Genomic DNA, 23509 nt, shown 5'->3' with positions numbered 1-23509 from the left:
GATAATAGCGGCTTGCATAGAATCTGTGTTCCTTTGTCCGCGTCTTGTTTTTATACTGCTTCATCCGAAGAAGAAAAGGAAGCGCAAGAATCTACGGTGGCAGATAACATTACCCCGACAGTATAACATATCATATCCGACCATAAAAATCCATGCCCGAAGACCAATGCTCCGAGCGTGGTGTTTCGTATGGCATTCGCCCAATCGACCTGGTATAATTGGCTGATTTCTACGCAATAAGAAAACAGTAAGGAGATTGCGGCCACTTTGAGTATGGATGCCGAAGGGAAGAGAAAGCGTAATCCCCAATAGACCATAGCTGCCCAAAGTGTATCGCCAATATACTCTGCAATAAATTTAGGCAATGCATTGCCATATTTCCGGGAAGCAAGTCCTGCCAATATGATGACGAAAGTGACGGTTAAGTAAATCCAACGTTTGTATTTCACATCATGATGTTTTAGGTCCATTGCAAATTTATGGAAAATTGACAGATATGAGTGAGAAGGAAGAGCTTTTTCGTATTTTTTCCTATCGAACGGTCTGTGTAAGGCTATAAACAGAAAAGCAAATGAAGGGCAATACTATGACACGTATATGGCCAAAAATAACTATTGGTACAGCATGCATGAACTGAGCCGCATGGACGATGAAACAGGCGACCCCTTGCCGGGTGACCGGAGACTTGCACCTATTCCCGTCGGATTTACCGTTCGGAGCGGTGGCACCCAATGGCTGTTCGAGAACAGCGTCCGCACCACAAATCCGGAAGAACTTTGGAAATAAGACTCTCTTGTTTCAAATCTCCCCGAAATCATGTACCTTTGTGGCGATACCTAAAAAAGGGTGTGGCAAGATGATGAACAAGATAAATTCCGTATGCGTATATTGTGCTTCGAGCACAAAGATAGATTCCGTTTATTTCGATGCAGCCCGTGAGTTGGGCACTCTGCTGGGGCAGCGGCAAATTCGCTTGATTAATGGTGCGGGAAATATGGGACTGATGTCCGCTGTGTCCGATGCGGCACTCCGGGCAGGGGGAGAGGTGACGGGCGTCATTCCCCGCTTCATGGTGGAGCAGGGATGGCATCACACCGGACTTACCCAACTCGTGGAAGTGGAAAGCATGCACGAACGGAAAAAGACAATGGCCGACTTGAGCGATGCCGTCATCGCCCTGCCCGGTGGTTGCGGCACCCTGGAAGAACTGCTGGAAATCATCACTTGGAAGCAACTCGGACTGTATCTGAACCCGATTGTGATACTGAATGTCAAGAACTATTTCGACCCTCTGCTCGATATGCTCCGGCAGGCGGTGGACGAAAACTTCATGCGCGTGCAGCACGGTGCCATCTGGCATGTGGCGCAGACACCGCAGGAAGCCGTGGAACTGATATATACCACTCCCTTGTGGGACGCCTCCATCCGTAAATTCGCTGCAATATGATAGGGCTGTTGATGGCTTGGGCAGTAGTGGGGACGGAGGGGATTCCTATTCCATATTCTCCGAGAATGGACGATGGCATCACCGTGGTCCTTTTGTGCTGTTTCTTTCTGTCGGCCTATGTCTTGTCACGCAGCCGCAAGTTCCTGCTGCAACTGGTGAAGGATTTCCTGCTTCATCGCGAACGTACCAGCATATTTGCCACTTCCACAGCCGCCGATATGCGCTATCTGCTGCTGCTCATCCTGCAGACCTGCATCCTAGCAGGCGTCTGTATCTTCAACTACTTCAATGATATACAGCCGGAACTGGTACACCATGTGCCGCCGGGACTTCTATTGGGGATTTACATCGGTATGTGTCTTCTCTATTTGTGCTTGAAGTGGATGCTTTACTCTTTTCTGGGTTGGATTTTTTTTGACGAAAGTGTTACAACGCTATGGCTTGAGTCCTATTCTACGCTACTTTATTACTTGGGATTCGCCCTTTTCCCGTTTGCTCTGTTCATAGTCTATTTTGATTTGAGTTTGCAGCTGACGATAATAATCGGATTGATTTTAGCCTTTTTTGCTAAAATATTGATGTTATACAAGTGGTTAAAGCTTTTTTGTAACAATTTATATGGCGGTTTACTTTTAATTTTGTACTTTTGTGCCCTTGAAATCATGCCTTGTTTTGTGTTATATCAAGGTGTGATGCAGCTAAACAGTTATTTGATAATAAAATTTTAGGACGTTGAAAATTAAGAAAGTACTTGTGTCGCAGCCGAAACCGGCATCAGAGAAATCTCCTTACTACGACATCGCCGAGAAGTATGGTGTGAAAATAGATTTTCGCCCATTTATCAAAGTGGAGAGCCTTTCAGCGAAAGAGTTCAGACAACAGAAAATTTCGGTCTTGGATCATACTGCCGTTATTTTTACTTCGCGTCATGCTATTGATCATTTCTTCCACTTGTGTACAGAATTGCGTGTGACAATTCCCGAAACAATGAAGTATTTCTGCGTGACGGAGGCCGTTGCTCTGTATATCCAAAAGTATGTGCAGTATCGTAAGCGTAAGATTTTCTTCGGAAACACCGGGAAGATTGACGATTTGATACCTTCCATTGTTAAGCATAAGACTGAAAAGTACTTGGTACCAATGTCGGATGTACACAATGATGACGTGAAGAATCTGCTGGATAAGAATAAGATTCAGCACACGGAAGCTGTCATGTACCGTACTGTCAGCAATGACTTTGCTGCAGATGAGGCTTTTGATTATGACATGCTGGTGTTCTTCAGTCCGGCAGGCATCAGTGCCTTGAAGAAGAATTTCCCTGATTTTGACCAGAAGGAAATCAAGATCGGAACATTCGGCTCTACCACTGCCCAGGCAGTCCGTGATGCCGGACTTCGTCTTGACCTGGAAGCTCCCAGCGTGCAGGCACCCTCAATGACGGCGGCGCTTGACATGTTTATCAAGGAGAATAATAAAGGAAAGTAAAAAGAGAGAAATAAAGAGAGAAATAAGGATTAGGGATTAAGGATAAAGGATGAAAGAACCTATTCACCTCCACCTCCTTTATTCTTTATCCCTAATCCTTTATCCCTAATCCCTAATCCCTAATCCTTGTTTCTCATGCCAAATACCTTGCGTAAGTCCGAACGGTTGGACAAGAAGAAAGTGATAGAGAAGATGTTTGCGGGCGGCTCACGCTCGTTTTCGGTTTTCCCTTTGCGTGTGGTGTATCTGCCGGTGGAGGAGCTGGAGGCACCCGTTTCCATTCTTGTAAGTGTTTCGAAACGCCGTTTCAAGCGGGCGGTGAAGCGCAACCGCGTGAAACGCCAGATACGTGAAGCCTACCGCATGAACAAACACGGACTGCTGGCCGTGCTGACGGAAAAAAAGTGCCGTCTGGCCGTGGCCTTTATCTATCTTTCGGACCAGTTGGTAGACTCTTCTGTCATTGAGGACCGTATGAAGACAGCTTTGGCACGCATTGTCGAGAAGGTAGCGGCAAATGCTGAAGCCGAGCAAACTCCGCAGGTGTCATGAAGCGTCTGCTTTCATATCTGCTGCTGCTTCCCATCTATTTCTATCAGAAGTGCATATCGCCCATGATAGGGCCTTCATGCCGTTTTACCCCCACTTGTTCGCAATATGCGGTGGAGGCCATCAAGAAACACGGACCTTTCAAGGGGTTTTGTCTGGCAGTAAGGCGCATTCTGCGCTGCCATCCCTGGGGAGGTTCCGGATATGATCCCGTTCCATGAATATTCCAGTAGACATACATACACACCGGTTTCCGCAAGTACCCGGAACTGCCATTGCAAATTGCTATCCCGAAACGTTCTCTCCACAGAGCGGCGGATGGTATTCGGTGGGGATACATCCCTGGCATATAGGTCGGAGTGGAGGTGAACACTCTGGAGTTGAAGGTGCTGTGGCTAGCAGGGTGTGCGGCCTGGAGGAGTTAGTGCGTCATCCCCAAGTACTTGCCGTGGGCGAAGCCGGGCTGGACAAGCTGGCAGATGCTCCGATGGATTTGCAGGTGGAAGTGTTCAGACACCAGGCATGTTTGGCAGAGGAAGTGGGAAAGCCGCTGGTGATTCATCTGGTGAAGGCGGTTGATGAACTGCTGAAGGTGAAGCGGGACTTGCGCCCGTCGAATCCGTGGATAATACATGGTTTCCGTGGCAAGGCGGCGCTGGCGGAGGAATATCTGAAACATGGCTTTTATCTTTCATTCGGGGAGAAATACCAGGAAGCAGCCTTGTGCCGGGTACCTGCCGACCGGCTGTTCATCGAAACGGATGAAAGTGAAGTTTCCATCGGGGAATTGTATGCACGCGCTGCCGAAGTGCGCGGCATCTCTCCCGAGGAGCTTGGAGAAACACTCCGGAGAAATGTCTGCAAAGTCTTTTTTAAACCCTAAGAGTTGTTTCTTCGAATAAAGAGTCGTATTTTTGCGCAGATTAAAATAGGAATCAAACAATTCATAGATAATCACTTAAATAATTAATCAGATAACTTAATCATTCGATGAATTTTGTAGAAGAATTAAGATGGCGTGGCATGCTCCACGATATGATGCCGGGTACGGAAGAACTTCTGGCTAAGGAACAAGTGACTGCATACATTGGTTTCGACCCTACTGCGGACTCTTTGCACATCGGGCACCTTTGCAGTGTGATGATTTTGCGTCACTTCCAGCGTTGCGGACACAAGCCGTTGGCACTGATTGGCGGTGCTACGGGTATGATTGGTGACCCTTCCGGAAAGTCTGCAGAACGCAATCTGCTTACGGAAGAGACGTTGCAGCGCAATCTGGCCGGTATGAAGGCCCAGCTCTCCAAGTTCCTGGATTTTGATTCGGATGCCCCCAACCGTGCCGAGTTGGTGAACAACTACGATTGGATGAAGAACTTCACTTTCCTCGATTTTGCCCGTGAAGTGGGTAAGCACATCACCGTGAACTATATGATGGCGAAAGATTCTGTAAAGAAGCGTCTGAACGGTGAGGCACGTGACGGTCTTTCCTTCACGGAATTCACCTACCAACTGTTGCAGGGATACGACTTCCTTCATCTGTATGAAACCAAAGGCTGCAAGCTCCAGATGGGTGGCAGCGATCAGTGGGGTAACATCACTACCGGTGCCGAGCTGATTCGCCGTACGAACGGCGGGGAGGTGTTTGCACTGACCAGCCCGCTGATTACGAAGGCCGACGGTGGCAAGTTCGGCAAGACAGAGTCCGGAAACATCTGGCTCGACCCGCGCTACACTTCTCCATATAAGTTCTACCAGTTCTGGCTGAACGTGAGCGACGAGGATGCCAAACGCTACATAAAGATATTCACTGCACTGTCCAAGGAGGAGATTGACGCTCTAACGGCCGAGCACGAGGCTGCTCCCCATTTGCGCGTCCTTCAGAAGTGTCTGGCCAAGGAAGTGACTATCATGGTTCACTCCGAAGAGGACTATAATGCTGCTGTGGATGCATCCAACATCTTGTTTGGCAATGCAACTTCTGATGCACTGAAGAAGTTGGACGAAGATACGCTGCTGGCTGTGTTCGAGGGTGTTCCCCAGTTCGAAATATCCCGTGATGCACTGGCTGCCGGTGTGAAGGCGGTGGATTTGTTCGTGGATAATGCTGCTGTATTCGCTTCCAAGGGCGAGATGCGTAAGCTGGTGCAAGGCGGTGGCGTTTCTCTGAATAAGGAGAAACTGGCTGCTTTCGACCAGGTGATTACGACAGCCGACCTGCTGGACGAAAAATACCTGCTGGTACAGCGCGGCAAGAAGAATTACTATCTGATTATCGCCAAATAGCGGTATCCTAAAGAGAAGTAATTAAGGAAATAATGCTTCGGCAGTAAAAATAGCCCCGAAATATTTGGATATTTCGGGGCTTCCTTTTATCTTTGCACCGCTTTTTAACAGAAAGCCCTATGTTTGGACTATGGTGTAATGGTAGCACAACAGGTTTTGGTTCTGTTTGTCCAGGTTCGAATCCTGGTAGTCCAACTACGATGCAGCTAATTGCAGCTAAAAACCCACTAAAATCGCAAGTTTTAGTGGGTTTTTTTGTTATTCTTTCCCCCTCTTGTTGGCACTATAGGTATAGATTTTTTCTTTTTACGAATCTTTGAACGATATTGCTATATAATTGACACAAATTTATACGGTTTCTCCATTTTCTTTTGTTACATTTGCATCGTGTACGCAAACGATGTGTATTTGATGGCTGAAGTTATAACCTATTAAATGTAGTGCAATCATGAAAACGAACTATGAAATTCGCTATGCTGAGCATCCCGATGATGTGAAAAGCTACGATACGAAAAGCATTCGCTGCGATTTCCTTATAGGGAAGGCATTCTCCCAAAATAAAGTTTCCATTGAGTATAAACTACTTGCAAATCGTACATAAATAGAATATCACTTATTTAAACTTAATAATTTAACGTTATGAATCCGTATTTGAATTTTTCTTTGGAAGGTAAAGTAGCCCTTGTTACAGGTGCTTCTTATGGTATCGGTTTTGCTATCGCTTCAGCTTTTGCAGAGCAAGGAGCAACTATCTGTTTCAACGATATCAACCAGGAGTTGGTAGACAAAGGCTTGGCTGCCTATACTGAAAAGGGTATCAAGGCACGCGGTTATGTATGTGATGTGACAGATGAACCTGCTGTTCAGGCCATGGTAGCCCAGATTGAAAAGGAAGTAGGCTCTGTTGATATCCTCGTAAACAATGCCGGCATCATCCGCCGTGTTCCTATGCACGAGATGGAGGCTGCTGACTTCCGTCGTGTAATCGATATCGACCTCAATGCTCCGTTCATCGTATCAAAGGCTGTTCTGCCTGCCATGATGAAGAAGGGCCACGGTAAAATTATCAATATCTGCTCTATGATGTCCGAACTGGGGCGTGAGACTGTGTCGGCCTATGCCGCTGCCAAGGGTGGCTTGAAGATGCTGACTCGCAACATCTGCTCTGAATATGGTGAATATAACATCCAATGTAACGGTATCGGTCCGGGTTACATCGCTACCCCGCAGACTGCTCCGCTGCGTGAAAAGCAGGCCGACGGTAGCCGTCACCCGTTCGACTCGTTCATCTGCGCCAAGACTCCGGCAGGCCGCTGGCTGGCTCCGGAAGAACTTACCGGTCCGGCAGTGTTCCTGGCATCGGAAGCCTCTAATGCGGTAAACGGTCACATCCTCTATGTAGACGGAGGTATCTTGGCTTATATCGGAAAGCAACCGAAATAAATTTGAAGGATAATTGAGAAGGTGATAAAGTGGCAGGATAATGTCACTGTCACCTTTTTCTTTTGGGCACGGATTACGCGGAAAAGATAAGGAAAATCCGTATAATCCGCGAAATCCGTGCCTAAAAGAAAGTTATACAACTGATTAGGAAAAAGCAATGATTATATGAGAAACTTTCTTTTATTGTATATGGCGACCCTCTGCTGTCTTGCTTGCAACGATAGCAAGACAGTGACCGTTACGGTAACCAATCCGCTGATGATGGACCGTTCCGATGAGATGGTAGAGGTGTCTATGACCGAAATCTCGAACCGTCTGAATCTGGCAGATACCGCACAGATTGTGGTTCTGAATGTCGAAGGGGAGCAGGTTCCCTACCAAGTGACCTACGATGACAAATTAATCTTCCCTGCTACGGTAGCCGCCAATGCATCGGCTGCATATACCGTCCAGGCCGGTACTCCCGTCGATGTGGAGGTAAGGGCTTGTGGGCGGCAGTATCCCGAACGTCTGGACGACATGGCCTGGGAGAACGACTTGGTAGGCTTCCGTGCCTACGGTCCTGCATTGCAGGAAAGGGGTGAACGCGGTTTCGGCTACGACTTGTTCACGAAGCGAGGCACTGCTGCACCGGTATTGGAAGACATGTATGCCAAGGAACTGGATGCAGACTCCTGGAAGCAGGTTAATGAATTGCGCAAGACAGACCCGAAGGCAGCCGATGAGCTGGTACGCACATTCTCCTATCATATAGACCACGGTTATGGCATGGACTGCTATGCAGTAGGCCCAACATTGGGAGCCGGAGTGTCTGCATTGATGGTGAATGATACCATTATCTATCCGTGGTGCTACAAGACGCAGGAGGTGCTGGACAACGGTCCGTTGCGCTTCACGGTGAAGCTGGAGTTCAATCCGTTGGCTGTGAAAGGGGATACTGCGGTGGTGGAAACGCGTCTGATTACGCTGGATGCCGGTTCTCATCTGAACCGTACTGCCGTTTCGTATAGCAATCTAAAGGAATCTTTGCCCATTGTTACCGGTATTGTGCTGCACGAACCGGACGGTGCTGTGGTGGCTGATGCCGCCGGTGGCTATATGACGTATGTAGACCCCACTACCGGACCGGATAATGGCAAGATATTTATGGGTGCCGCTTTCCCTGCCGTTGTGAAGGAAGCCAAAACCGTGCTTTTCCCCGTAGAGGAGAAGAAGATGCGTAACAATGCAGACGGCCACGTACTGGCTGTCAGCGACTATGAGCCGGGTGCCGACTACGTGTATTACTGGGGTTTTGCCTGGGACCGTGCGGACATCAAGACGGCTGAAGCCTGGAATAGCTATATGGCGGCATTTGCACAGAAGGTACGCAATCCGATGACGGTGAGTATCCGTTAAGTTGATTTTCCTCCTTTTCCGAAAGCGAAGCTTGAGAAGCTGGAGGCTTGTAACTGTCCGGGCGAATGACAAGTGTTCTCAGAATAAGCTCTTCCCCTTGTAGACAAGTTCTGCAACGTTTTTGGCCTCCAGTTTTTCCATCAGGCGCTTCCGGTAAGTCTGTATTGTATTGATGCTGAGAAATAGTAATTGGGATATTTCAGAAGTGCTCAGTCCTTGCGAGAGATAGGCGAGCACTTCTTTTTCACGTCTCGACAATTCGGGAAGTGCATGTGGTAGGGTGTTTTGTTTTTCCTTGTCCAGTTCGCTGAAAACATTGCTGAAGTATCTGGTTCCGTTTTTCAGTGTACTGATGGCGTCTCTCAATTCGCTGGTGCTGGCATTTTTTGAAACAGCTCCGTTGATGTTTAGGGTGGATAATTTGGCTATGATCCAAGGTTCTTCATGCATGGTATAGATTAAAATGCCGCATTCGGGTATCTGGCTGTGAAGGTGGGATATGAGTTGGAATCCATTCATATCCGGTAGTTCAAGGTCAATGATGCAAAGGTCGAATCTCTCTTTGAGGGTCAGTTGTTCCACGTCTTTTGCACAAGTGGCTCCTTTGCACGTCACTCCTTCGAGTTGCGAGGCCAATGCGATGATGCCTTCAGCAACAATCGGGTGGTCATCTATTACCAGTATTCTGTATGTTTCTTTGTTTGGTTTCATTCGTTTATGTTAAGCAGTAGGGTGAAAACGTTGTTTTCTGTTGACGAGCATACATTGGCGGTAGCGTTGATGGCTCTGATACGGTCGTTTACGGTGCGCAATCCTATGCCGTCATTGTTGTTTGTTGCTGTTTGTTGCTTGTTTGCATTCTTACCGTTGTCTGTAATTTGCAGGGTATATTTATTTTCATTGTCGGCACGGAGACTGATGACTATATGACTGGCTGAGGCATGTTTCACGATGTTCATGGTGAGCTCTTGTACGATGCGGTACAGCTCATAAGCGGTTTCATTGGGAAGATGGCGTGATGCGTTGTTCTCCGTTGGATGATAGCTGACCTCTATGCCGGTGTTCTCGGTCAGTTTGGCAGCATAACGGTCGAGTATCTGGTCTAGACTGAGATGCTCGAATTCGGGAGGCATCAGTTCGTGTGAGATATTCCGCACGTTGTTTCTCAGTTTGCTGACGAGTGAGGCCAGTTCCTGCTCATTCCCTTTGCTGGCAGAAGTTTCTATCTTCATTTGCAGCCCCAGCAGGTCGTTGGCTATGCCGTCATGCAGTTCCTTGGCAAAATATTTGCATTCCTCTTCCAACCCTTCAATGTAACGGCGTGCCGAGTTCAGTTCGTTTTCTTGCTTTAGCAGTTCAATCTTCTTTTCGGCTATTCGTTTCTTGTGGCGGAGCGTCAACAAAGTAATGAGAGCAAGACCGGACAGAAGGGCTACAGCAATGGAGGCTTTTAGCAGGAAGGCTTGGTGTTCCAGTTGTTCTTGTTGCAGGTGGGCTATCTCCAATTCCTTTTCTTGTGTGTGATATTTCACGTTGAATTCTGCCATTTGTTGCGTCAGATTGTGCTGTGCCAGCGTATCAGTCCACATGCGGGCACTATCCATATAGGTGTAGGCCAGTTTGGGGTTTCCCAAGGCATCGTAGCATCGTGCCATTTGTGTAAATAATGTTTTGGGCTCGGTACCGGTTTTCCGGTTACGCAGCCAGTGGAAGTCCTTCAAGGCGCGGGCATAGTTTTTGCGGTTTGTTTCGGTGGCTGCCCTCGATTGTATGAATCCTATGGCAGCGATGGAGTTGGATGGTACCCGTTGTAGTAGTTTGTTCCCCAATTTCAAGTAGTGGTCTATGGAATCGGGTTGTTCTTTTCGTTCAAAGAGTCTCAGCATGCCGGGCAGGCAGCGTATCTTCCATAGGTCTTCGTTTCCCTCTCCGTGGCAGGCAATGTTCCAGGCTTTGCGGTTGGATTTTTCAGCATCATCCAGCTTGTTCAGTTCAGCCTTTATGGTTGCCCTGATTTGCCAGGTGGTGAAGGCTACGAATGGGTCTTCGGTTCTGGCGGCATGTTCGGCGGCCATGTCGGTATACTTTTCGGCTTCGTCCAGCTGCCTGATATTGAAGTATAGGATGGACACATTGTTGCAGATGTGGGCTATCCAGCTTTCGTCTCCGTATTGCAAGGCAGTGTCCAGTGCTTTATTGTAATAGTAGAGTGTAGAGTCATTCATTTGGTGCTGACGGTAGAGGAGGCCCAAATCGTTGTATACGCTGATGTGCTTTTCCAAATCATCTATCTGCGGCAGGTAGGGGAGCACATTTTTTTTCATGGCAAAGGCTTCTTCTGTCTTTCCCACATAGACCAGCAGTGTGGCTTGTTCGTTCAGCAAGATGGGATACATGAAGGAGTGCTTTACGTTCCGGGTGGCAAAGGCGCTGTCGAAGCTACGTTGCGCTTCATCGTAGTGTCCTTCTTCCATGAGATTGGCTGCCCGGTTGTAGAAGTGTGCCAACAGAGTGTCTGTTGGTATTTCTCCGGCGTGAAGCAGGATAGTGGTTAAAGAAAAGAGGAGTGATAATAGCTTAGTATGACGTACCCTCATATCGGTATATTTTAGTGGAATTCAATCTGTGCTTAGTTGTTGCAAATATACGTCTTATTCATTTTGCTTTTTATTGGAGATGCTGAATTTTTTCTGTATGTGGCTGAAAAATCACCTTTTTCAGTGACAAGGAGTGAAAGGAAAAGTTTATTACTTTGCAAAAAATATTAAGCTTTGTCTGGGAATGATAAATGGCCAAAAGTATCTGTCCGGGTTTGAATGGCAGAGTCTTGTTGTCGTGAGATACGGACGGCATTCCTTATACTTTTGTTATTATGGATTTTCCTTAGAGGGATGGGGATAAAACAAGATTTGTAACTTATGAAAATGTTTAAAATGATGGCTGCCTCCATGTTGGGTGTGGCGTTGTGCTTGGGATTCACTGCTTGCAGTGACGATGACGAAAATGAGAATGGTGAGGGTGGCGAAAACACCGCCACTGTGGTCAATCCTTCGCAAGTGTTTACGGGAGGGCTTCCGAAGTCGGTTTCGGGCATGGCGATTTCTCACAATGAAGAAGGGCTGGTGACGAACATTACAACTGAGGATGGGGATAAAGCCGTCTTTGAGTACTTTCCCGCTACTACAAAGGCAGATGTTGCAAAGGACCGAGCAAGAATCACCGTGACGGATGAAGAGGGCGATGTTACAGAACTGAACTTGCAGCTCAACAGCGATGGTTATGTGGAATTTTGCAACTCAATAGACCACGCTGGTACTCCCGATGCCGATGAGTTTACTTGGGAGATGGAATACGACACTGAAGGCCATCTGGTTGTAATGAAACGCTCTGAAAGCGATGGTGAAATAACGAACATCACCTATAAGGATGGAGATGTGGTGAAGACTTCCACACGTTATGTAGCTAGTGGGGATCTCAATGGTGACGGAATTATCGACAGCAATGACGAGTGGGAGTATAGTGCTGCCATAGACTATACGACGGATAATATAACAGCTCCTATCGAGAATAAGGGCTGCCTGATGTTGTTTGATGAAATACTGGATGTGGATATGGACGAGATGATATATGCCTATTATGGAGGCATGCTTGGTAAGGCTACGAAACATCTGCCGCTTGTAGGGCATTATACATACAATGGCGAGGACTCTGTGTCCGATATGTATTTTACATGGACATTGAATTCCGACAGTTATCCTACGGAACTGGTTGTAAAAGACCAGTGGGATGAATACAGATGTACATTTACTTGGTAATTATAAAACATCTGTTTATTCTTGTGGAACAGGACATGAGCCTATAAAATGTAAGGGGTTGCCTTTTGCCGAGACAACCCCTTCTTATTTTATGTGGAATTTATTGTGACAGCAGATGTTGGTAACTTTCTGCTGTTTCAAGTTTATAATACTTTGAATTCATATCCCTCTTCCTTCAGGAAGTCAATGGCGCGCGGCAATGCGTACTGCAGGTTTCCGTTGCACCAGGATTTCAGGGAATCGTGGAAGGTGATGATGGAGCCGTTGCGGGCGTAGCGCATCACGTTGGCAAGCACTTGCGGACCGCGCAGCTTCTTGCTGTAGTCGCGGGTCACGAGGTCCCACATCACAATCTTGTAGGTTCGTTTCAGCGTGAGATACTGGTTGGCGAACATATGGCCGTGGGGAGGGCGGAACAAGAGAGGGTAGAGAACCTTCTCCACATTGCAATTGATGTCCCCACCCATTTCCATGAAAATCTTCGCCTGTTCGGTATTTCCCAGATAATTCTTGGCCGTGTATTCAAATCCACGGATATGGTTGAAGGTGTGGTTACCGATGCGGTGCCCACGCTCAACGACCATCCGGAATTCGTCCGGATGCTTCCGTATGTTGTCACCTACCATGAAGAAGGTGGCTTTGATGTTGTGCTTATCCAGCAGGTCGAGCACCCAGGGAGTTACTTCGGGGATAGGGCCATCGTCGAAAGTCAGATAAACGGCTTTTTCATTGGGGTCCATCCTCCAGACTGCACCGGGATATAGTTTGCGAAAAAACTCAGGAGGTTGTTCTATAAACACGTGATTAATGATTAATTAGGGATTAAGGATTAGGGATTAGGGGTTAAGGATTAGGGGTTAAGGATTAGTTATTAATGATTAGTGATGAACTGCACAGGCTAATCCCTAATCCTTTAATCCTTAATCCCTAATCCTTATTCTCACTCCTTCATTCTGTCCACATACATATTATACAGTTCTTCCACCTTCGGCTCGTAGATTTCGGCGAGCTTGGAGTTGTACTTCTTCATGGCCTTCACCTCGGCATCGAGTACAGCCCAGTGGTATTCAAATTCACGGGTAGAAATCATGAAGCGGTTGTCGTCCAGGCTCAGATACCAGGTCAGGTACTCTACAGCCTTGTCAGCAAGGGCTTTCATCATCTCGTCCGCCTTGGCGGTTTCGCCCAGTTGGTAGTAGGCTTCCGCCATCTGTACGGCACCGTTCTGCCAGTCGTAAGGCACGTTGTAGGCGGGAATCATCTTTTCGGCATAGTCCAGGGCGGCTTTTGCCTTGTCTTTCTTGCCCTCACGCATCAGCTGCTGCACGAGTTGGGAGAAGATGCGACGGTGAGAGTGACACATGCGCATGGCGTTCTCGTCGATATAGATGCCCGGCTTGTCGATGCCACCGAACTTGAACTTGTTCATCAGGTTGTCGTACATCTTTTCGGAGTCTATTGTCACGCCCGTCTTACTGGTGTCGAACGGAGTGAAACGATAGGCAAGACCTTCCTGAACGAAGTGGTTCTCCATGTTCAGCTGGTTCTCCCTGCCTACGCTGACAGCGATATAGATGGGGCGTTCCCAGTTGGCCTCGCTCAGCATTTCGAGCATCATCAACTCGCTCTTGTAGAGGGCGCGTTTGCCTTTCAGCGAAATGTGCATGTAGTCGGGGATTGAGTCGCCCGGTATCATCATGCCGCTGCGGCGCACGGCTTCCTTGTCTACCTTGATGACAATGCTGTCGGTAGGAATCACCTTCAAGTCCTGATTCTTGTTGCGCACCCAGTTCTTGAGGATATTCTTTAGCTCATACGGGTTGTCACCGAATTCTTTCTTTACATTGACCAGTGCTTCGGGATTACCGTCCAGTGCCTGCTTCTCGGCTTCGGCATAGAGCTGGTCGATGCTTTTCTTGTACTCAGGCTGGATGGGGACGTATTCGTTGGTGCCTTCTACGTACTCCATTCGGTCCCACGTGATGGGGAGAGAAGGACTGTCGTAGGCGGGGCGCTTCATCTGGTCGATGTACCAATCGGTCTGCAGGTACGAGAGGTTGCAGGTGCGGGCGTCGGTACGGAAACCTTCGGTCTCCTGGTTGTACCAGAGGGGGAAGGTATCGTTGTCACCGTTGGTATAGATAATCGGGTTGCCGCTTTCTTGTAGGGACATCAGGTAGTTCTGGCCGAAGTCGCGTGCCATGTAGCGGTCGCTGCGGTCGTGGTCGTCCCAAGTCTGGCTTGCCATCTGCACGGGGACAAAGAGGCAGGCTACGGAAACGATGGCGGCAGCAGGCAGTTCCTTCATCTTGGCATAGTCTTGAAGCAGACGGACGAGTCCTGCCACACCCATACCAATCCAGATGGCGAAGGCGTAGAACGAACCGGCGTAGGCATAGTCACGTTCGCGCGGTTGGCTCGGAGTCTGGTTCAGGTAGAGCACGATGGCAATACCGGTCATGAAGAAGAGGAAGAAGACCACCCAGAATTGCTGGATGCCTTTCTGCCCACGGTAGGCTTGCCATAGCAGGCCGATGATACCCAGCAGCAGGGGCAGGCAGTAGAATACGTTGTGTCCCTTGTTGTCTTTCAGTTCCTGAGGCAAGAGGCTCTGGTCGCCCACCAGCCAGTTGTCAATGAACGGGATACCGGTAATCCAGTTGCCGTGTTCAATTTCTCCGCTGCCTTGTATGTCGTTCTGGCGTCCGGCGAAGTTCCACATGAAGTAGCGCCAGTACATCCAGTTGAGCTGGTAGGAGAAGAAGAACTTGATGTTTTCCCACTGTGTGGGCATGTTTACCATAATCATGTTGCCGCATTTGTCATAGGGCACATCGTAACCCTTGATGTCCTGCCAGGCATGGTATTGTTGTGTATGGGCACTGCTGTACATACGCGGGAACAGCATGTTCTGGGCGTATTCGTACTCAATGCGTCCGGGGATTTCGATGTACGAATCCTTTTCGTCGGGCGTAGCTTTCTCCTTGCGGATGAACTTCGTGCCGTTGTACTTGATGCGCGGTTCGCAGTAACCGTCTTTCACGTCCAGCGCCACTTGCGAGGAAAAGGCAGGGCCATAGAACAACGGGCGTGTGCCATACTGCTCGCGTCCCAGGTATTCGCCCAGTGTGAAGATGTCCTCCGGAGAGTTCTGGTCCATCGGCGTGTTGGCGGTGGAGCGGATGACGATAAGTGCATACGAGGAATATCCGATGACAATCATCATGGTGCAGAGCAGCGAGGTGTTCAGCGTGCGTGCCGATACGCGGAATTTCTCTTTGACGGCTGCCTGCGTCTTCGGACGGAGGTAGAGCCACAATGCGGCAATGACGATGATACCGATAACCACCGAGCTGGTGCCGTGTCCGTAGAACGGGATACCCAGCATGGCGATGGTGAGTATGAACGAGAGTGCCATACGTGCCTTGTTGCGTTCGGTATAGCTTTCGTAGATACCCCAGATGAGGCAGGCTGCCAACAGGATGATATATACGATGACACCCGTGTTGAAGGACATGCCCAGCGTGTTGACGAAGAGCAGTTCGAACCAGCCGCCCACTTTCACGATACCCGGCACGATGCCGTAGAGTACGGCTGCTACCAGTATGCCCGAAGCGAGCAATGCCAGCAGGGAACCTCGGGCATTGGCGTTGGGTACTTTCTTGTAGTAGTATACCAGTACGATGGCGGGCAGGCAGAGCAGGTTCAGCAAGTGCACGCCGATGGAAAGTCCCGTCAGGTAGGCGATAAGAATCAGCCAGCGGTCACTGTGAGGCTCGTTGGCAACGTCCTCCCATTTCAGTATGAGCCAGAATACGACGGCAGTGAACAGTGAGGAGAAGGCATACACCTCGCCTTCCACAGCGCTGAACCAGAAGGTATCGCTGAACGTGTAGGCAAGTGCGCCCACCAGACCGCTACCCATGATGGTAACCATCTGGCCGCGTGTGATATTGTTTTCGTCTGTCACCACAAGTTTGCGTACCAGGTGCGTGATGCTCCAGAAAAGGAACAGGATACATGCGCCGCTCATCAGCGCGCTCATGTAGTTCACCATCTTGGCAACGGTGGAGGCATCGGAAGCAAATTGTGAGAATAGGTTGGCTACCAGCATGAAGAACGGTGCGCCGGGCGGGTGTCCTACTTCCAGCTTATAGCCGGTGGTGATGAACTCCGGGCAGTCCCAAAAGCTTGCAGTAGGTTCGATGGTCATGCAGTAGACCGTCGCTGCAATGAGGAAGGTAATCCAGCCTACAAGGTTGTTTACGGTTTTGTACTGTTTCATTCGGATGAAATTCGTTATTATTCAGTTTTGTTTTTTACAAGCTGTTTTGCCATCGCTTAGTCAACGTATTGGCATATATGGGCGCAAATATAATGATTTCGCTTCTAAATAGGTGACAATAAGCAGCATTATTAGGATAGGTTAAGGGATTTGCTGCATCTATAGATGCAGCACGGTGGAAGTATAGATGCAGCGCGGTGGAAGTATAGATGCAACAATGATGATTCTATAGAGGGAATATCCGGCCGATAAAGGGGGATGCGGAAAGGAAATATCCTCCTTGCTTGTCTAAATGAATCTTTCGTTTATAACCGAAAATCTAGCCTTTTTCGCAAATTTTTTAGGTTATGAACGAAAGAGTTGATAGAAATATTCGTTTATAACCGAAAATTGTTATCTTTGCAACTAAAGTTTAGGTTATGGACGAAAGAATGGATATACTTAGGAAGTACAATCTCTGGACAGAAGGAGATTTTGACTTTGGTTTCATGCGGGTAGCTTATACCGGCAGAATCATGGACTACGTAGGTAATCGTCTTGTAAAGGTGCTTATCGGTCAGCGGCGTACCGGAAAAAGTTATGTGTTGAGACAGATAGCAAGGGAACTGATAAGAAACGGTGTCCCTCCGCAGAACACCTTGTTCATCAACCGGGAACTGAGCGACTTTGCTTTCTTGAAGACTCACAAGGATTTGGAAGAGTTGGTGGCGCTTTATAAAAGCGAACTGCACCCTCAGGAAAGGATGTATATTTTCATCGACGAAGTGCAGCTCATCCAAGAATGGGAAAAGTCGGTCAATTCTTATTCGCAGGACTATACCGAGGAGTACGAGCTCTTTATCAGCGGCTCCAACTCACGGATGCTGTCCGGTGAGCTTGCCACGCTGCTTTCCGGGCGATACGTCCAATTTCCGATATATCCCTTCAGCTATCAGGAGTATACAGAGATAAGGCATCTGGAACAGAACCGTGAGAGCTATATGGGCTATATGAATACGGGCGGAATCCCGGAACTTTTTGTCTTGCCCGAAAAGCAGGAGGTGCAGCGCAATTACTTGTCTGCCTTGAAGGACACCATCTTGCTGAAGGACATCATCCAACGCTACAGCATACGTGACCCCCGACTGCTTGAGGACCTTTTTGCGTTTCTTGTAGGCAATGCCTCTAATTTAGTGTCCATCGGCAACATCGTGAACTATTTCAAGAGCCAGGGCCGGAAGACGAGCTATGATGCCGTGGCTGCCTACATAGGCTATATCGAAGACTCGTTCTTGGCGTATCGTTGTGAACGCTTTGACTTGCGCGGAAAGGAAATACTGTCCGGTACGGCGAAATATTACATCAACGACCTTGCCTTTAAGAATTTCCTCTATCCCGGAACAGCCTATGATGTGGGTTATAAACTGGAGACTCTTGTCTATCTGGAGTTGCTTCGGGCGGGCTATGATGTCTATACCGGATGTGCTAAAGAAAAAGAGGTGGACTTCATCGCTCGGAAAGGTGACCGTACGATATATCTGCAATCCACCTACATGCTGGTAGATGAACAGACGGTGCGCCGTGAGTATGCTTCGTTGGAGGCGATACAAGATAATTATGAGAAACTGGTTGTCTCGCTTGATGACTTCTGCCTGCCGTCCAATGAAGGAATACGGCATGTGCGGGCGTGGGAACTGGGTGGATTGCTTGAAAGATAGGGATATTTCTGTAAATGTGACAAAAAGCATTGCTTTTGTCTTTGCTTTCTCGGCGTATCAAGGCTTTCGGAGATATATTTTCAATTTATTAGGAGGAGGAATGTTTTGATATATTCCTTATAATCTGTATTTTATATGTTTTTGTTCTCGAATTTCCTTTCGTATAGACAGAGAGATGGAAATACGGGGGATCCTCATACGATAGAAAATACAAAGTGTCAGAATGGTAAAAGTAGAATACCCACCATTGATGTGAATAACATTAATGATGGGCATTCTACAATGTGTTGAGTTATATCGACGTTACGTTACTTCATTCGTTATCAAGCTTGCCACTTCGGAAGTTCCGATGGTGCGGACACTCACCACGCGGTGTGCTCCGTTTTCATCTTGCTCAAAGCATAGTTTCTGGTTGTGGGTATCGTTCTCATAGACATAAAGTACGCCGGCTGAGTATGTTCCCGTCAGGGTGAACTGCGGTTCCACTTTGGCTGTAAAGGTGAACGGCTTCGTGTTGTCTATCTCTGTAAAGATAACAGGTGAGTTGTTGATGGCAGTTCCATCCGGCGAACGGAAATAGTCTGTCTGCGGACCGGCAACAAACTTCAGTGTGTCGTTGAATACGGTGACATTGTTCTCCGCCCCGTTCTTGGCTTGGGTAAATTGTATGTTACTGAGTTTGACGTTGCAGGATGAAAGTGTTTCTTTCTCTGGCACTATAAAATATTTTGTGTAAATGGAAAATACGGGATTCAAAATCGAGTTCCGTATTTTTTATTTTATACATTTACCAAATGAAAAAGATTATGAAAGAAAAGAATCAAGTAGTGCCTGATGAGGTATTAAGCAAGGAGTTCCTTAGCCAGTTCAAGACAGAAGCGGATGTGAGCAGGTTTCTGAATCAGTTGCATGCGCAGGTATTGGAAAAGATGCTTGAAGGTGAGATGGATGCCCATTTGGGGTATGAGAAGAATTCCGTGGCAGGGAACAACACCGGCAACTCCCGGAATGGCAGTTATCCGAAGAAAATTCAGACCGGACATGGAGAGTCTGTCATCTCCATTCCGCGTGACCGCAACGGGCAGTTTGAACCGATAGCAGTCCCCAAGCATGAAAGCCGGGGACTTTCTATAGAGAAGCTTGTTATCTCCCTGTATGCCAAAGGAATGAGTGTTTCCGATATAGAGGAGGAGATGCGTGAGATTTATGAAATAGAGCTCTCTACATCAGCCATTTCCATTATTACAAACAAGGTAAGCCAGGCTGCGCAGGAATGGCAGAACCGTCCTCTGGATCCGGTCTATCTGATAGTCTGGATGGATGGTATCGTCTTCAAGGTACGGGATAACGGCAAGATTATAAACAAGACCGTCTATCTTTGTGTCGGTCTGAAACAGAACGGCCTGAAGGAAGTCCTTGGCATGTGGGTCGGCAAATCGGAAAGTTCCTCTTTCTGGATGGGTGTCCTGACCGACTTGAAGGCTCGTGGAGTGCAGGATATACTGATTACCTGTACTGACAATCTGAATGGATTTACAGATACCATCCGTACCGTATTCCCCCAGTCATCCACTCAGATCTGTGTGGAACATCAGATCAGGAACTCCTGTAAATATGTCGTTTATAAGGATAAGAAAGAGTTTACGGCGGATATGAAGAATATCTACAATGCACCTAATAAGGAAGTTGCTGCCGCAGAACTTGACAATCTGGAAAAGAAATGGGGAGGAAAGTATCCATACGCCATACTTTCATGGAGAAACAACTGGGATGATCTGACTGTTTTCTTCCAGTTCCCATTGGAAATCAGGAAAATAATCTATACCACAAATCTTATTGAGAATCTGAACGGAAAAATCAGAAAGTACACCAAATCAAAGCTTTCATTCCCGTCGGACGATGCCGTAAAAAAGACCGTGTATCTTTCACTTATGGAGATTGAAAAGAAATGGACAATGCCTATTTCAAACTGGGGATTGATTATGAACCAGTTTATGCTTATATTTGAAAACAGAATCCAGATATAAGAACAAACTTACAACTGAATCCTGTTTCCATTTACACAAAATTTTGGACAGTACCCTTTCTCTACTGCCGCATCCGGTTTACTCTCGGCGCAACCGGTCATTAAGATGCTCATAAGCAATCCAAAGTATGAATGTTTATTCATTGTGTAATTGTTTTTTGTTTATGTTGCAAAGTTAGTGAATTTAGAGTCTTTCAGTAATACTCCCTCTTGAACCACAACTCAAATACCGGGTTGGAGAATATGTACTGCTCCCCTTTATCGACCAATGTGCCGTATTGAAAAGGTGATTTTATGGGCTGCTTGTTCTTGATTTAATGACAAATATACAGATTATACATTCATGTATAATTTCTTTTCTTTTATTTCTATTCAGCCTTGTCGTTTTCCAATCCCCGCCCTAATTCTGCTCAAACTCACCGGAGTAATCCCCAGATACGTAGCAAGGCATTCCAGCGGGATTCTTTGCAGCAGTTCCGGGTTATTCTTCAGCAGTACTTCGTACCGTTCGGCTGCGGAAGTAAACAGCAAGGGGATGAATTTCTCTTCAGTCTGCAGGAATTCTGTCTCTGCAAACTTGCGTTCCCAATTGGCGATGTGGATGTCTTCTTGGAACAATCTTGCCAGGACACTCTGTTTCAAGACGTAAAGAATGACGTCCTCCATGCATTCCACGGTTTCATAACCGGGTGCGTTGCCGATGTAGCTTTTCAGTGAAACGACTGTGGCTCCCTCGGCACCAATCCAGAAGGTGATTTCTTTGCCTTTTGCTTCCACGTAGGCGCGGACAATACCTTTCCCGACGAAGAAAATGTTTCTCTCCGTCTTTCCGGCTTCCAGTATGAGGGAACCTTTGGGGTAAGCTACTTCCGCAATGTTCTCCACCAGCTTGTCGACAGATGCCTTTGGCATTGGATATATGGTATGGATAATATCGTATTTGTTCATTATCAAGCAAGTATTGGTTCTTAGTGTGGCAAAAATACGATTTTCGACCTTATCCGGTGCTTCTTATCAAATGTAAAGTGGCAGGAGTACGGGAAAGGTTATCTTTGCTCCCTCTTTAAATGTATAATGAAACAGAAGAATTGAGTATGAACTGGATTATTTTGGTTGTAGCCGGACTGTTTGAGTCAGGCTTTGCCTTTTGTCTGGGAAAGATGAAAGGCGTTACGGGTACGGAATATTATCTTTGGGGTGCAGGTTTTCTTGTCTGTCTGGCCATCAGTATGTTGCTGCTTGCCAAGGCGGTGCATACGTTACCTATCGGGACGGCCTATCCCGTGTGGACGGGGATAGGTGCGGTAAGTACGGTAATATTGGGGATTGTATTCTTTGATGAGTCGGTTTCCTTCATCCGTTTGTTCTTTATTACTACGTTGATAGCTTCTATTGTAGGTTTAAAGATGACTTGATTCCTACGATTGCTGCGGAACAATGCGATGTAAACTTTTGACTTGAAAAAGGATGAACGTGAGCAAAAAAGCCCTATTTTTGCTCACGTTATTGAATTCTGAATAAGTAGTAAACATAAATATGCCATGAAAAGTAAAACTCTTGCATTGATTCTATTATGCTGCACCGCTTCATTGGGCGCCAAGGTAAAACTGCCTGCACTGGTAAGTGACAATATGGTTCTTCAGCAACAGACGGAAGTAAAACTGTGGGGAACGGCTGCACCGAAAGCCGAAGTACGCGTCACGCCTTCGTGGAATGGACAGACAACGACTTGCCGTGCCGATAAGGACGGACGTTGGCTGCTTGCCGTGAAAACTCCGGCAGCAGGATACACGCCTTATGAGATAACCTTTGATGATGGAGAAAAAACTACGTTGACGAATGTCCTAATCGGTGAAGTATGGCTTGCTTCCGGTCAGAGTAATATGGAAATGCCCTTGAAAGGTTTTGCCGGCTGTTGCATCATGAATGGGGTGGATGATATCATAGCTTCTGCCGAAAATAAGGGTGTGCGCATGTTCACCGTTCCCAAGCATCAAACGTATGAACCGCAAACAGACTGCGAAGGTAGTTGGAACCTCTCCTCCATCGAGACCGCACCCGATTTCAGTGCAACAGCTTACTATTTCGCAACTTCACTGAGCCGTGCCCTCCGTATTCCCGTGGGTATCATCAGCAGTGCCTACGGTGGAGCCACTGTGGAAGGTTGGATAAGCCGGGAGTTGCTGGAAAACTATCCGGACATTTCCCTCAACCCCGATTCCATCGAACGCCTGCACCCCATGCACCGCCCCATGCTGATGTACAATGCCATGCTGAAGCCGCTTCAGAACTATACCATAAAGGGATTCATCTGGTATCAAGGCGAGTCTAACGTAGGCCGCCATGAAACATATGCCGAGCGCCTGGCCGACATGGTGCAGCTGTGGCGCAAGGAATGGGGACTGGGCGAATTGCCTTTTTACTTTGCAGAAATAGCTCCTTATGCCTATGGAGGCACTCAGCAAGAGAAAGCTGCCTACCTGCGCGAAGCGCAATTTCGTGTCCAAAGCCAGATTCCGAACAGTGCCATGATTTCTACCAACGACCTTGTGGAACCTTACGAGATATACAACATCCATCCCCGCAACAAGAGGAAGGTGGGCCAACGTTTGAGTTATCTGGCATTGAACCTCACCTATGGATTGAAGCAGATACACTGTTTCGGCCCACAATATAAGTCATGGACTGCTAAAGGCAATGAAGCCTGGGTTTCTTTCGACCACCTGGAAATGGGTATCTGCCGTAACTATGACCTTCGTGGCTTCGAAGTGGCAGGCGAGGACCGTGTATTTCATCCTGCCGATAAAGTATGGCTGCACTGGCAGACGAATGAAGTGGTAATCTCTTCAGAAAAGGTATCCCATCCCGTCAGCGTGCGCTACTGTTTCCATGATTTCCAGATTGGTACGATGATTGGCGGAAATGAATTGCCTACCATTCCGTTCCGTACGGATAATTGGTGAAAGAACGGAAAGTAGATAAACACTTTCATTATACTATAATATTAGGCGCGGGTTACGCGGAATCCATGGATGCAGTAAACTAAATCCGTGTAATCCGCGCCTAAAAGAAAATATCCAG

Annotated in this window: 22 protein-coding genes, 1 tRNA gene and 1 pseudogene; 17 read left to right on the top strand and 7 right to left on the bottom strand. The window is 47.5% G+C overall.

Annotation, left to right across the window (positions count from 1 at the left end; translation table 11 throughout):
• Positions 1 to 50: 50 nt before the first annotated feature.
• Entirely contained in the window at positions 51 to 449 is a 399-nt protein-coding gene (locus JXR92_RS03825) for a ribosomal maturation YjgA family protein (protein ID WP_138346647.1), read from the bottom strand.
• Between the two features lie 148 nt (positions 450 to 597).
• Between JXR92_RS03825 and JXR92_RS03820 the strand changes: the two genes are divergently transcribed.
• The 12 genes and pseudogenes from JXR92_RS03820 to JXR92_RS03765 all read left to right on the top strand — a co-directional run bounded on the left by JXR92_RS03820 (position 598) and on the right by JXR92_RS03765 (position 8605).
• The gene (locus JXR92_RS03820) at positions 598 to 786 is read left to right on the top strand and encodes a hypothetical protein (RefSeq protein ID WP_009037546.1); all 189 of its coding nucleotides are present in this window, start codon (positions 598 to 600) and stop codon (positions 784 to 786) included.
• Between the two features lie 73 nt (positions 787 to 859).
• Entirely contained in the window at positions 860 to 1447 is a 588-nt protein-coding gene (locus JXR92_RS03815) for an LOG family protein (protein ID WP_117601092.1), read from the top strand.
• The gene (locus JXR92_RS03810; RefSeq protein ID WP_117601042.1) at positions 1444 to 2175 is read left to right on the top strand and encodes a DUF4271 domain-containing protein; all 732 of its coding nucleotides are present in this window, start codon (positions 1444 to 1446) and stop codon (positions 2173 to 2175) included. Before JXR92_RS03815 ends, JXR92_RS03810 begins: the two co-directional genes overlap by 4 nt.
• Before the next feature lie 4 nt (positions 2176 to 2179).
• Positions 2180 to 2932, top strand: a complete 753-nt coding sequence (locus tag JXR92_RS03805; RefSeq protein WP_005834069.1) for a uroporphyrinogen-III synthase — start codon at positions 2180 to 2182, stop codon at positions 2930 to 2932.
• A 135-nt stretch (positions 2933 to 3067) separates the two neighbouring features.
• On the top strand, positions 3068 to 3484 hold the full coding sequence (gene rnpA / locus JXR92_RS03800; RefSeq protein ID WP_119962147.1) for a ribonuclease P protein component: 417 nt from the start codon (positions 3068 to 3070) through the stop codon (positions 3482 to 3484).
• Positions 3481 to 3702 (top strand): membrane protein insertion efficiency factor YidD, encoded by a 222-nt coding sequence (gene yidD, locus JXR92_RS03795; RefSeq protein WP_005831056.1) that lies wholly within the window; start codon positions 3481 to 3483, stop codon positions 3700 to 3702. The genes rnpA and yidD overlap by 4 nt, the downstream gene beginning before the upstream one ends.
• Positions 3699 to 4364 carry a TatD family hydrolase gene (locus tag JXR92_RS03790; protein WP_117881053.1) on the top strand — a complete coding sequence of 222 codons (666 nt, stop codon included), beginning with the start codon at positions 3699 to 3701 and terminating at the stop codon, positions 4362 to 4364. Before yidD ends, JXR92_RS03790 begins: the two co-directional genes overlap by 4 nt.
• A 107-nt stretch (positions 4365 to 4471) precedes the next feature.
• The gene (tyrS, locus tag JXR92_RS03785; RefSeq protein WP_005834072.1) at positions 4472 to 5764 is read left to right on the top strand and encodes a tyrosine--tRNA ligase; all 1293 of its coding nucleotides are present in this window, start codon (positions 4472 to 4474) and stop codon (positions 5762 to 5764) included.
• Between the two features lie 124 nt (positions 5765 to 5888).
• Positions 5889 to 5959, top strand: a tRNA-Gln gene (locus tag JXR92_RS03780).
• 253 nt (positions 5960 to 6212) lie between these two features.
• Positions 6213 to 6347, top strand: a pseudogene (locus JXR92_RS03775) (5-keto-4-deoxyuronate isomerase); the annotation flags it as partial.
• A 56-nt stretch (positions 6348 to 6403) separates the two neighbouring features.
• On the top strand, positions 6404 to 7207 hold the full coding sequence (locus JXR92_RS03770) for a gluconate 5-dehydrogenase (protein WP_005831048.1): 804 nt from the start codon (positions 6404 to 6406) through the stop codon (positions 7205 to 7207).
• Between the two features lie 165 nt (positions 7208 to 7372).
• Positions 7373 to 8605 carry a DUF4861 domain-containing protein gene (locus tag JXR92_RS03765; protein WP_138346135.1) on the top strand — a complete coding sequence of 411 codons (1233 nt, stop codon included), beginning with the start codon at positions 7373 to 7375 and terminating at the stop codon, positions 8603 to 8605.
• Between the two features lie 78 nt (positions 8606 to 8683).
• Here the strand turns inward: JXR92_RS03765 and JXR92_RS03760 are convergent, their stop codons facing one another.
• Both JXR92_RS03760 and JXR92_RS03755 read right to left on the bottom strand, forming a co-directional pair.
• Positions 8684 to 9316, bottom strand: a complete 633-nt coding sequence (locus JXR92_RS03760; RefSeq protein WP_005831042.1) for a response regulator — start codon at positions 9314 to 9316, stop codon at positions 8684 to 8686.
• Positions 9313 to 11202: a tetratricopeptide repeat-containing sensor histidine kinase gene (locus tag JXR92_RS03755; RefSeq protein ID WP_061411979.1), complete on the bottom strand. Its 1890-nt coding sequence runs from the start codon at positions 11200 to 11202 to the stop codon at positions 9313 to 9315. Before JXR92_RS03755 ends, JXR92_RS03760 begins: the two co-directional genes overlap by 4 nt.
• A 321-nt stretch (positions 11203 to 11523) precedes the next feature.
• On the opposite strand from JXR92_RS03755, the gene JXR92_RS03750 reads away from it, so the two are divergent.
• Entirely contained in the window at positions 11524 to 12420 is an 897-nt protein-coding gene (locus tag JXR92_RS03750) for a DUF4595 domain-containing protein (RefSeq protein WP_005831035.1), read from the top strand.
• Between the two features lie 143 nt (positions 12421 to 12563).
• Here the strand turns inward: JXR92_RS03750 and JXR92_RS03745 are convergent, their stop codons facing one another.
• Together JXR92_RS03745 and JXR92_RS03740 are read right to left on the bottom strand one after the other, a co-directional pair.
• Complete coding sequence (locus JXR92_RS03745) at positions 12564 to 13220, bottom strand: polysaccharide deacetylase family protein (protein WP_005831030.1); 657 nt, start codon at positions 13218 to 13220, stop codon at positions 12564 to 12566.
• 140 nt (positions 13221 to 13360) lie between these two features.
• The gene (locus JXR92_RS03740; RefSeq protein WP_138346133.1) at positions 13361 to 16705 is read right to left on the bottom strand and encodes a DUF2723 domain-containing protein; all 3345 of its coding nucleotides are present in this window, start codon (positions 16703 to 16705) and stop codon (positions 13361 to 13363) included.
• Between the two features lie 419 nt (positions 16706 to 17124).
• Here JXR92_RS03740 and JXR92_RS03735 point away from each other — a divergent pair, with 419 nt between their 5' ends.
• Positions 17125 to 18402 carry an ATP-binding protein gene (locus tag JXR92_RS03735; protein WP_138346131.1) on the top strand — a complete coding sequence of 426 codons (1278 nt, stop codon included), beginning with the start codon at positions 17125 to 17127 and terminating at the stop codon, positions 18400 to 18402.
• Between the two features lie 303 nt (positions 18403 to 18705).
• On the opposite strand, the gene JXR92_RS03730 is transcribed toward JXR92_RS03735, so the two are convergent.
• Entirely contained in the window at positions 18706 to 19119 is a 414-nt protein-coding gene (locus tag JXR92_RS03730) for a DUF1349 domain-containing protein (protein WP_226791266.1), read from the bottom strand.
• Positions 19120 to 19208: 89 nt separating this feature from the next.
• On the opposite strand from JXR92_RS03730, the gene JXR92_RS03725 reads away from it, so the two are divergent.
• Positions 19209 to 20429, top strand: coding sequence for an IS256 family transposase (locus tag JXR92_RS03725; protein ID WP_373152592.1), 1221 nt, complete (start codon positions 19209 to 19211; stop codon positions 20427 to 20429).
• A 371-nt stretch (positions 20430 to 20800) separates the two neighbouring features.
• Here the strand turns inward: JXR92_RS03725 and JXR92_RS03720 are convergent, their stop codons facing one another.
• Positions 20801 to 21376, bottom strand: coding sequence for a Crp/Fnr family transcriptional regulator (locus JXR92_RS03720; protein WP_138346125.1), 576 nt, complete (start codon positions 21374 to 21376; stop codon positions 20801 to 20803).
• A gap of 146 nt (positions 21377 to 21522) precedes the next feature.
• Between JXR92_RS03720 and JXR92_RS03715 the strand changes: the two genes are divergently transcribed.
• Both JXR92_RS03715 and JXR92_RS03710 read left to right on the top strand, forming a co-directional pair.
• Positions 21523 to 21843: a DMT family transporter gene (locus JXR92_RS03715; RefSeq protein ID WP_117601093.1), complete on the top strand. Its 321-nt coding sequence runs from the start codon at positions 21523 to 21525 to the stop codon at positions 21841 to 21843.
• Positions 21844 to 21969: 126 nt separating this feature from the next.
• Positions 21970 to 23391, top strand: a complete 1422-nt coding sequence (locus JXR92_RS03710) for a sialate O-acetylesterase (RefSeq protein ID WP_138346123.1) — start codon at positions 21970 to 21972, stop codon at positions 23389 to 23391.
• Positions 23392 to 23509: the final 118 nt, after the last annotated feature.

The organism is Bacteroides parvus, assembly GCF_017309675.2.
GTDB lineage: Bacteria > Bacteroidota > Bacteroidia > Bacteroidales > Bacteroidaceae > Bacteroides > Bacteroides uniformis.
This window is presented reverse-complemented; position numbering and strand designations above follow the sequence as displayed.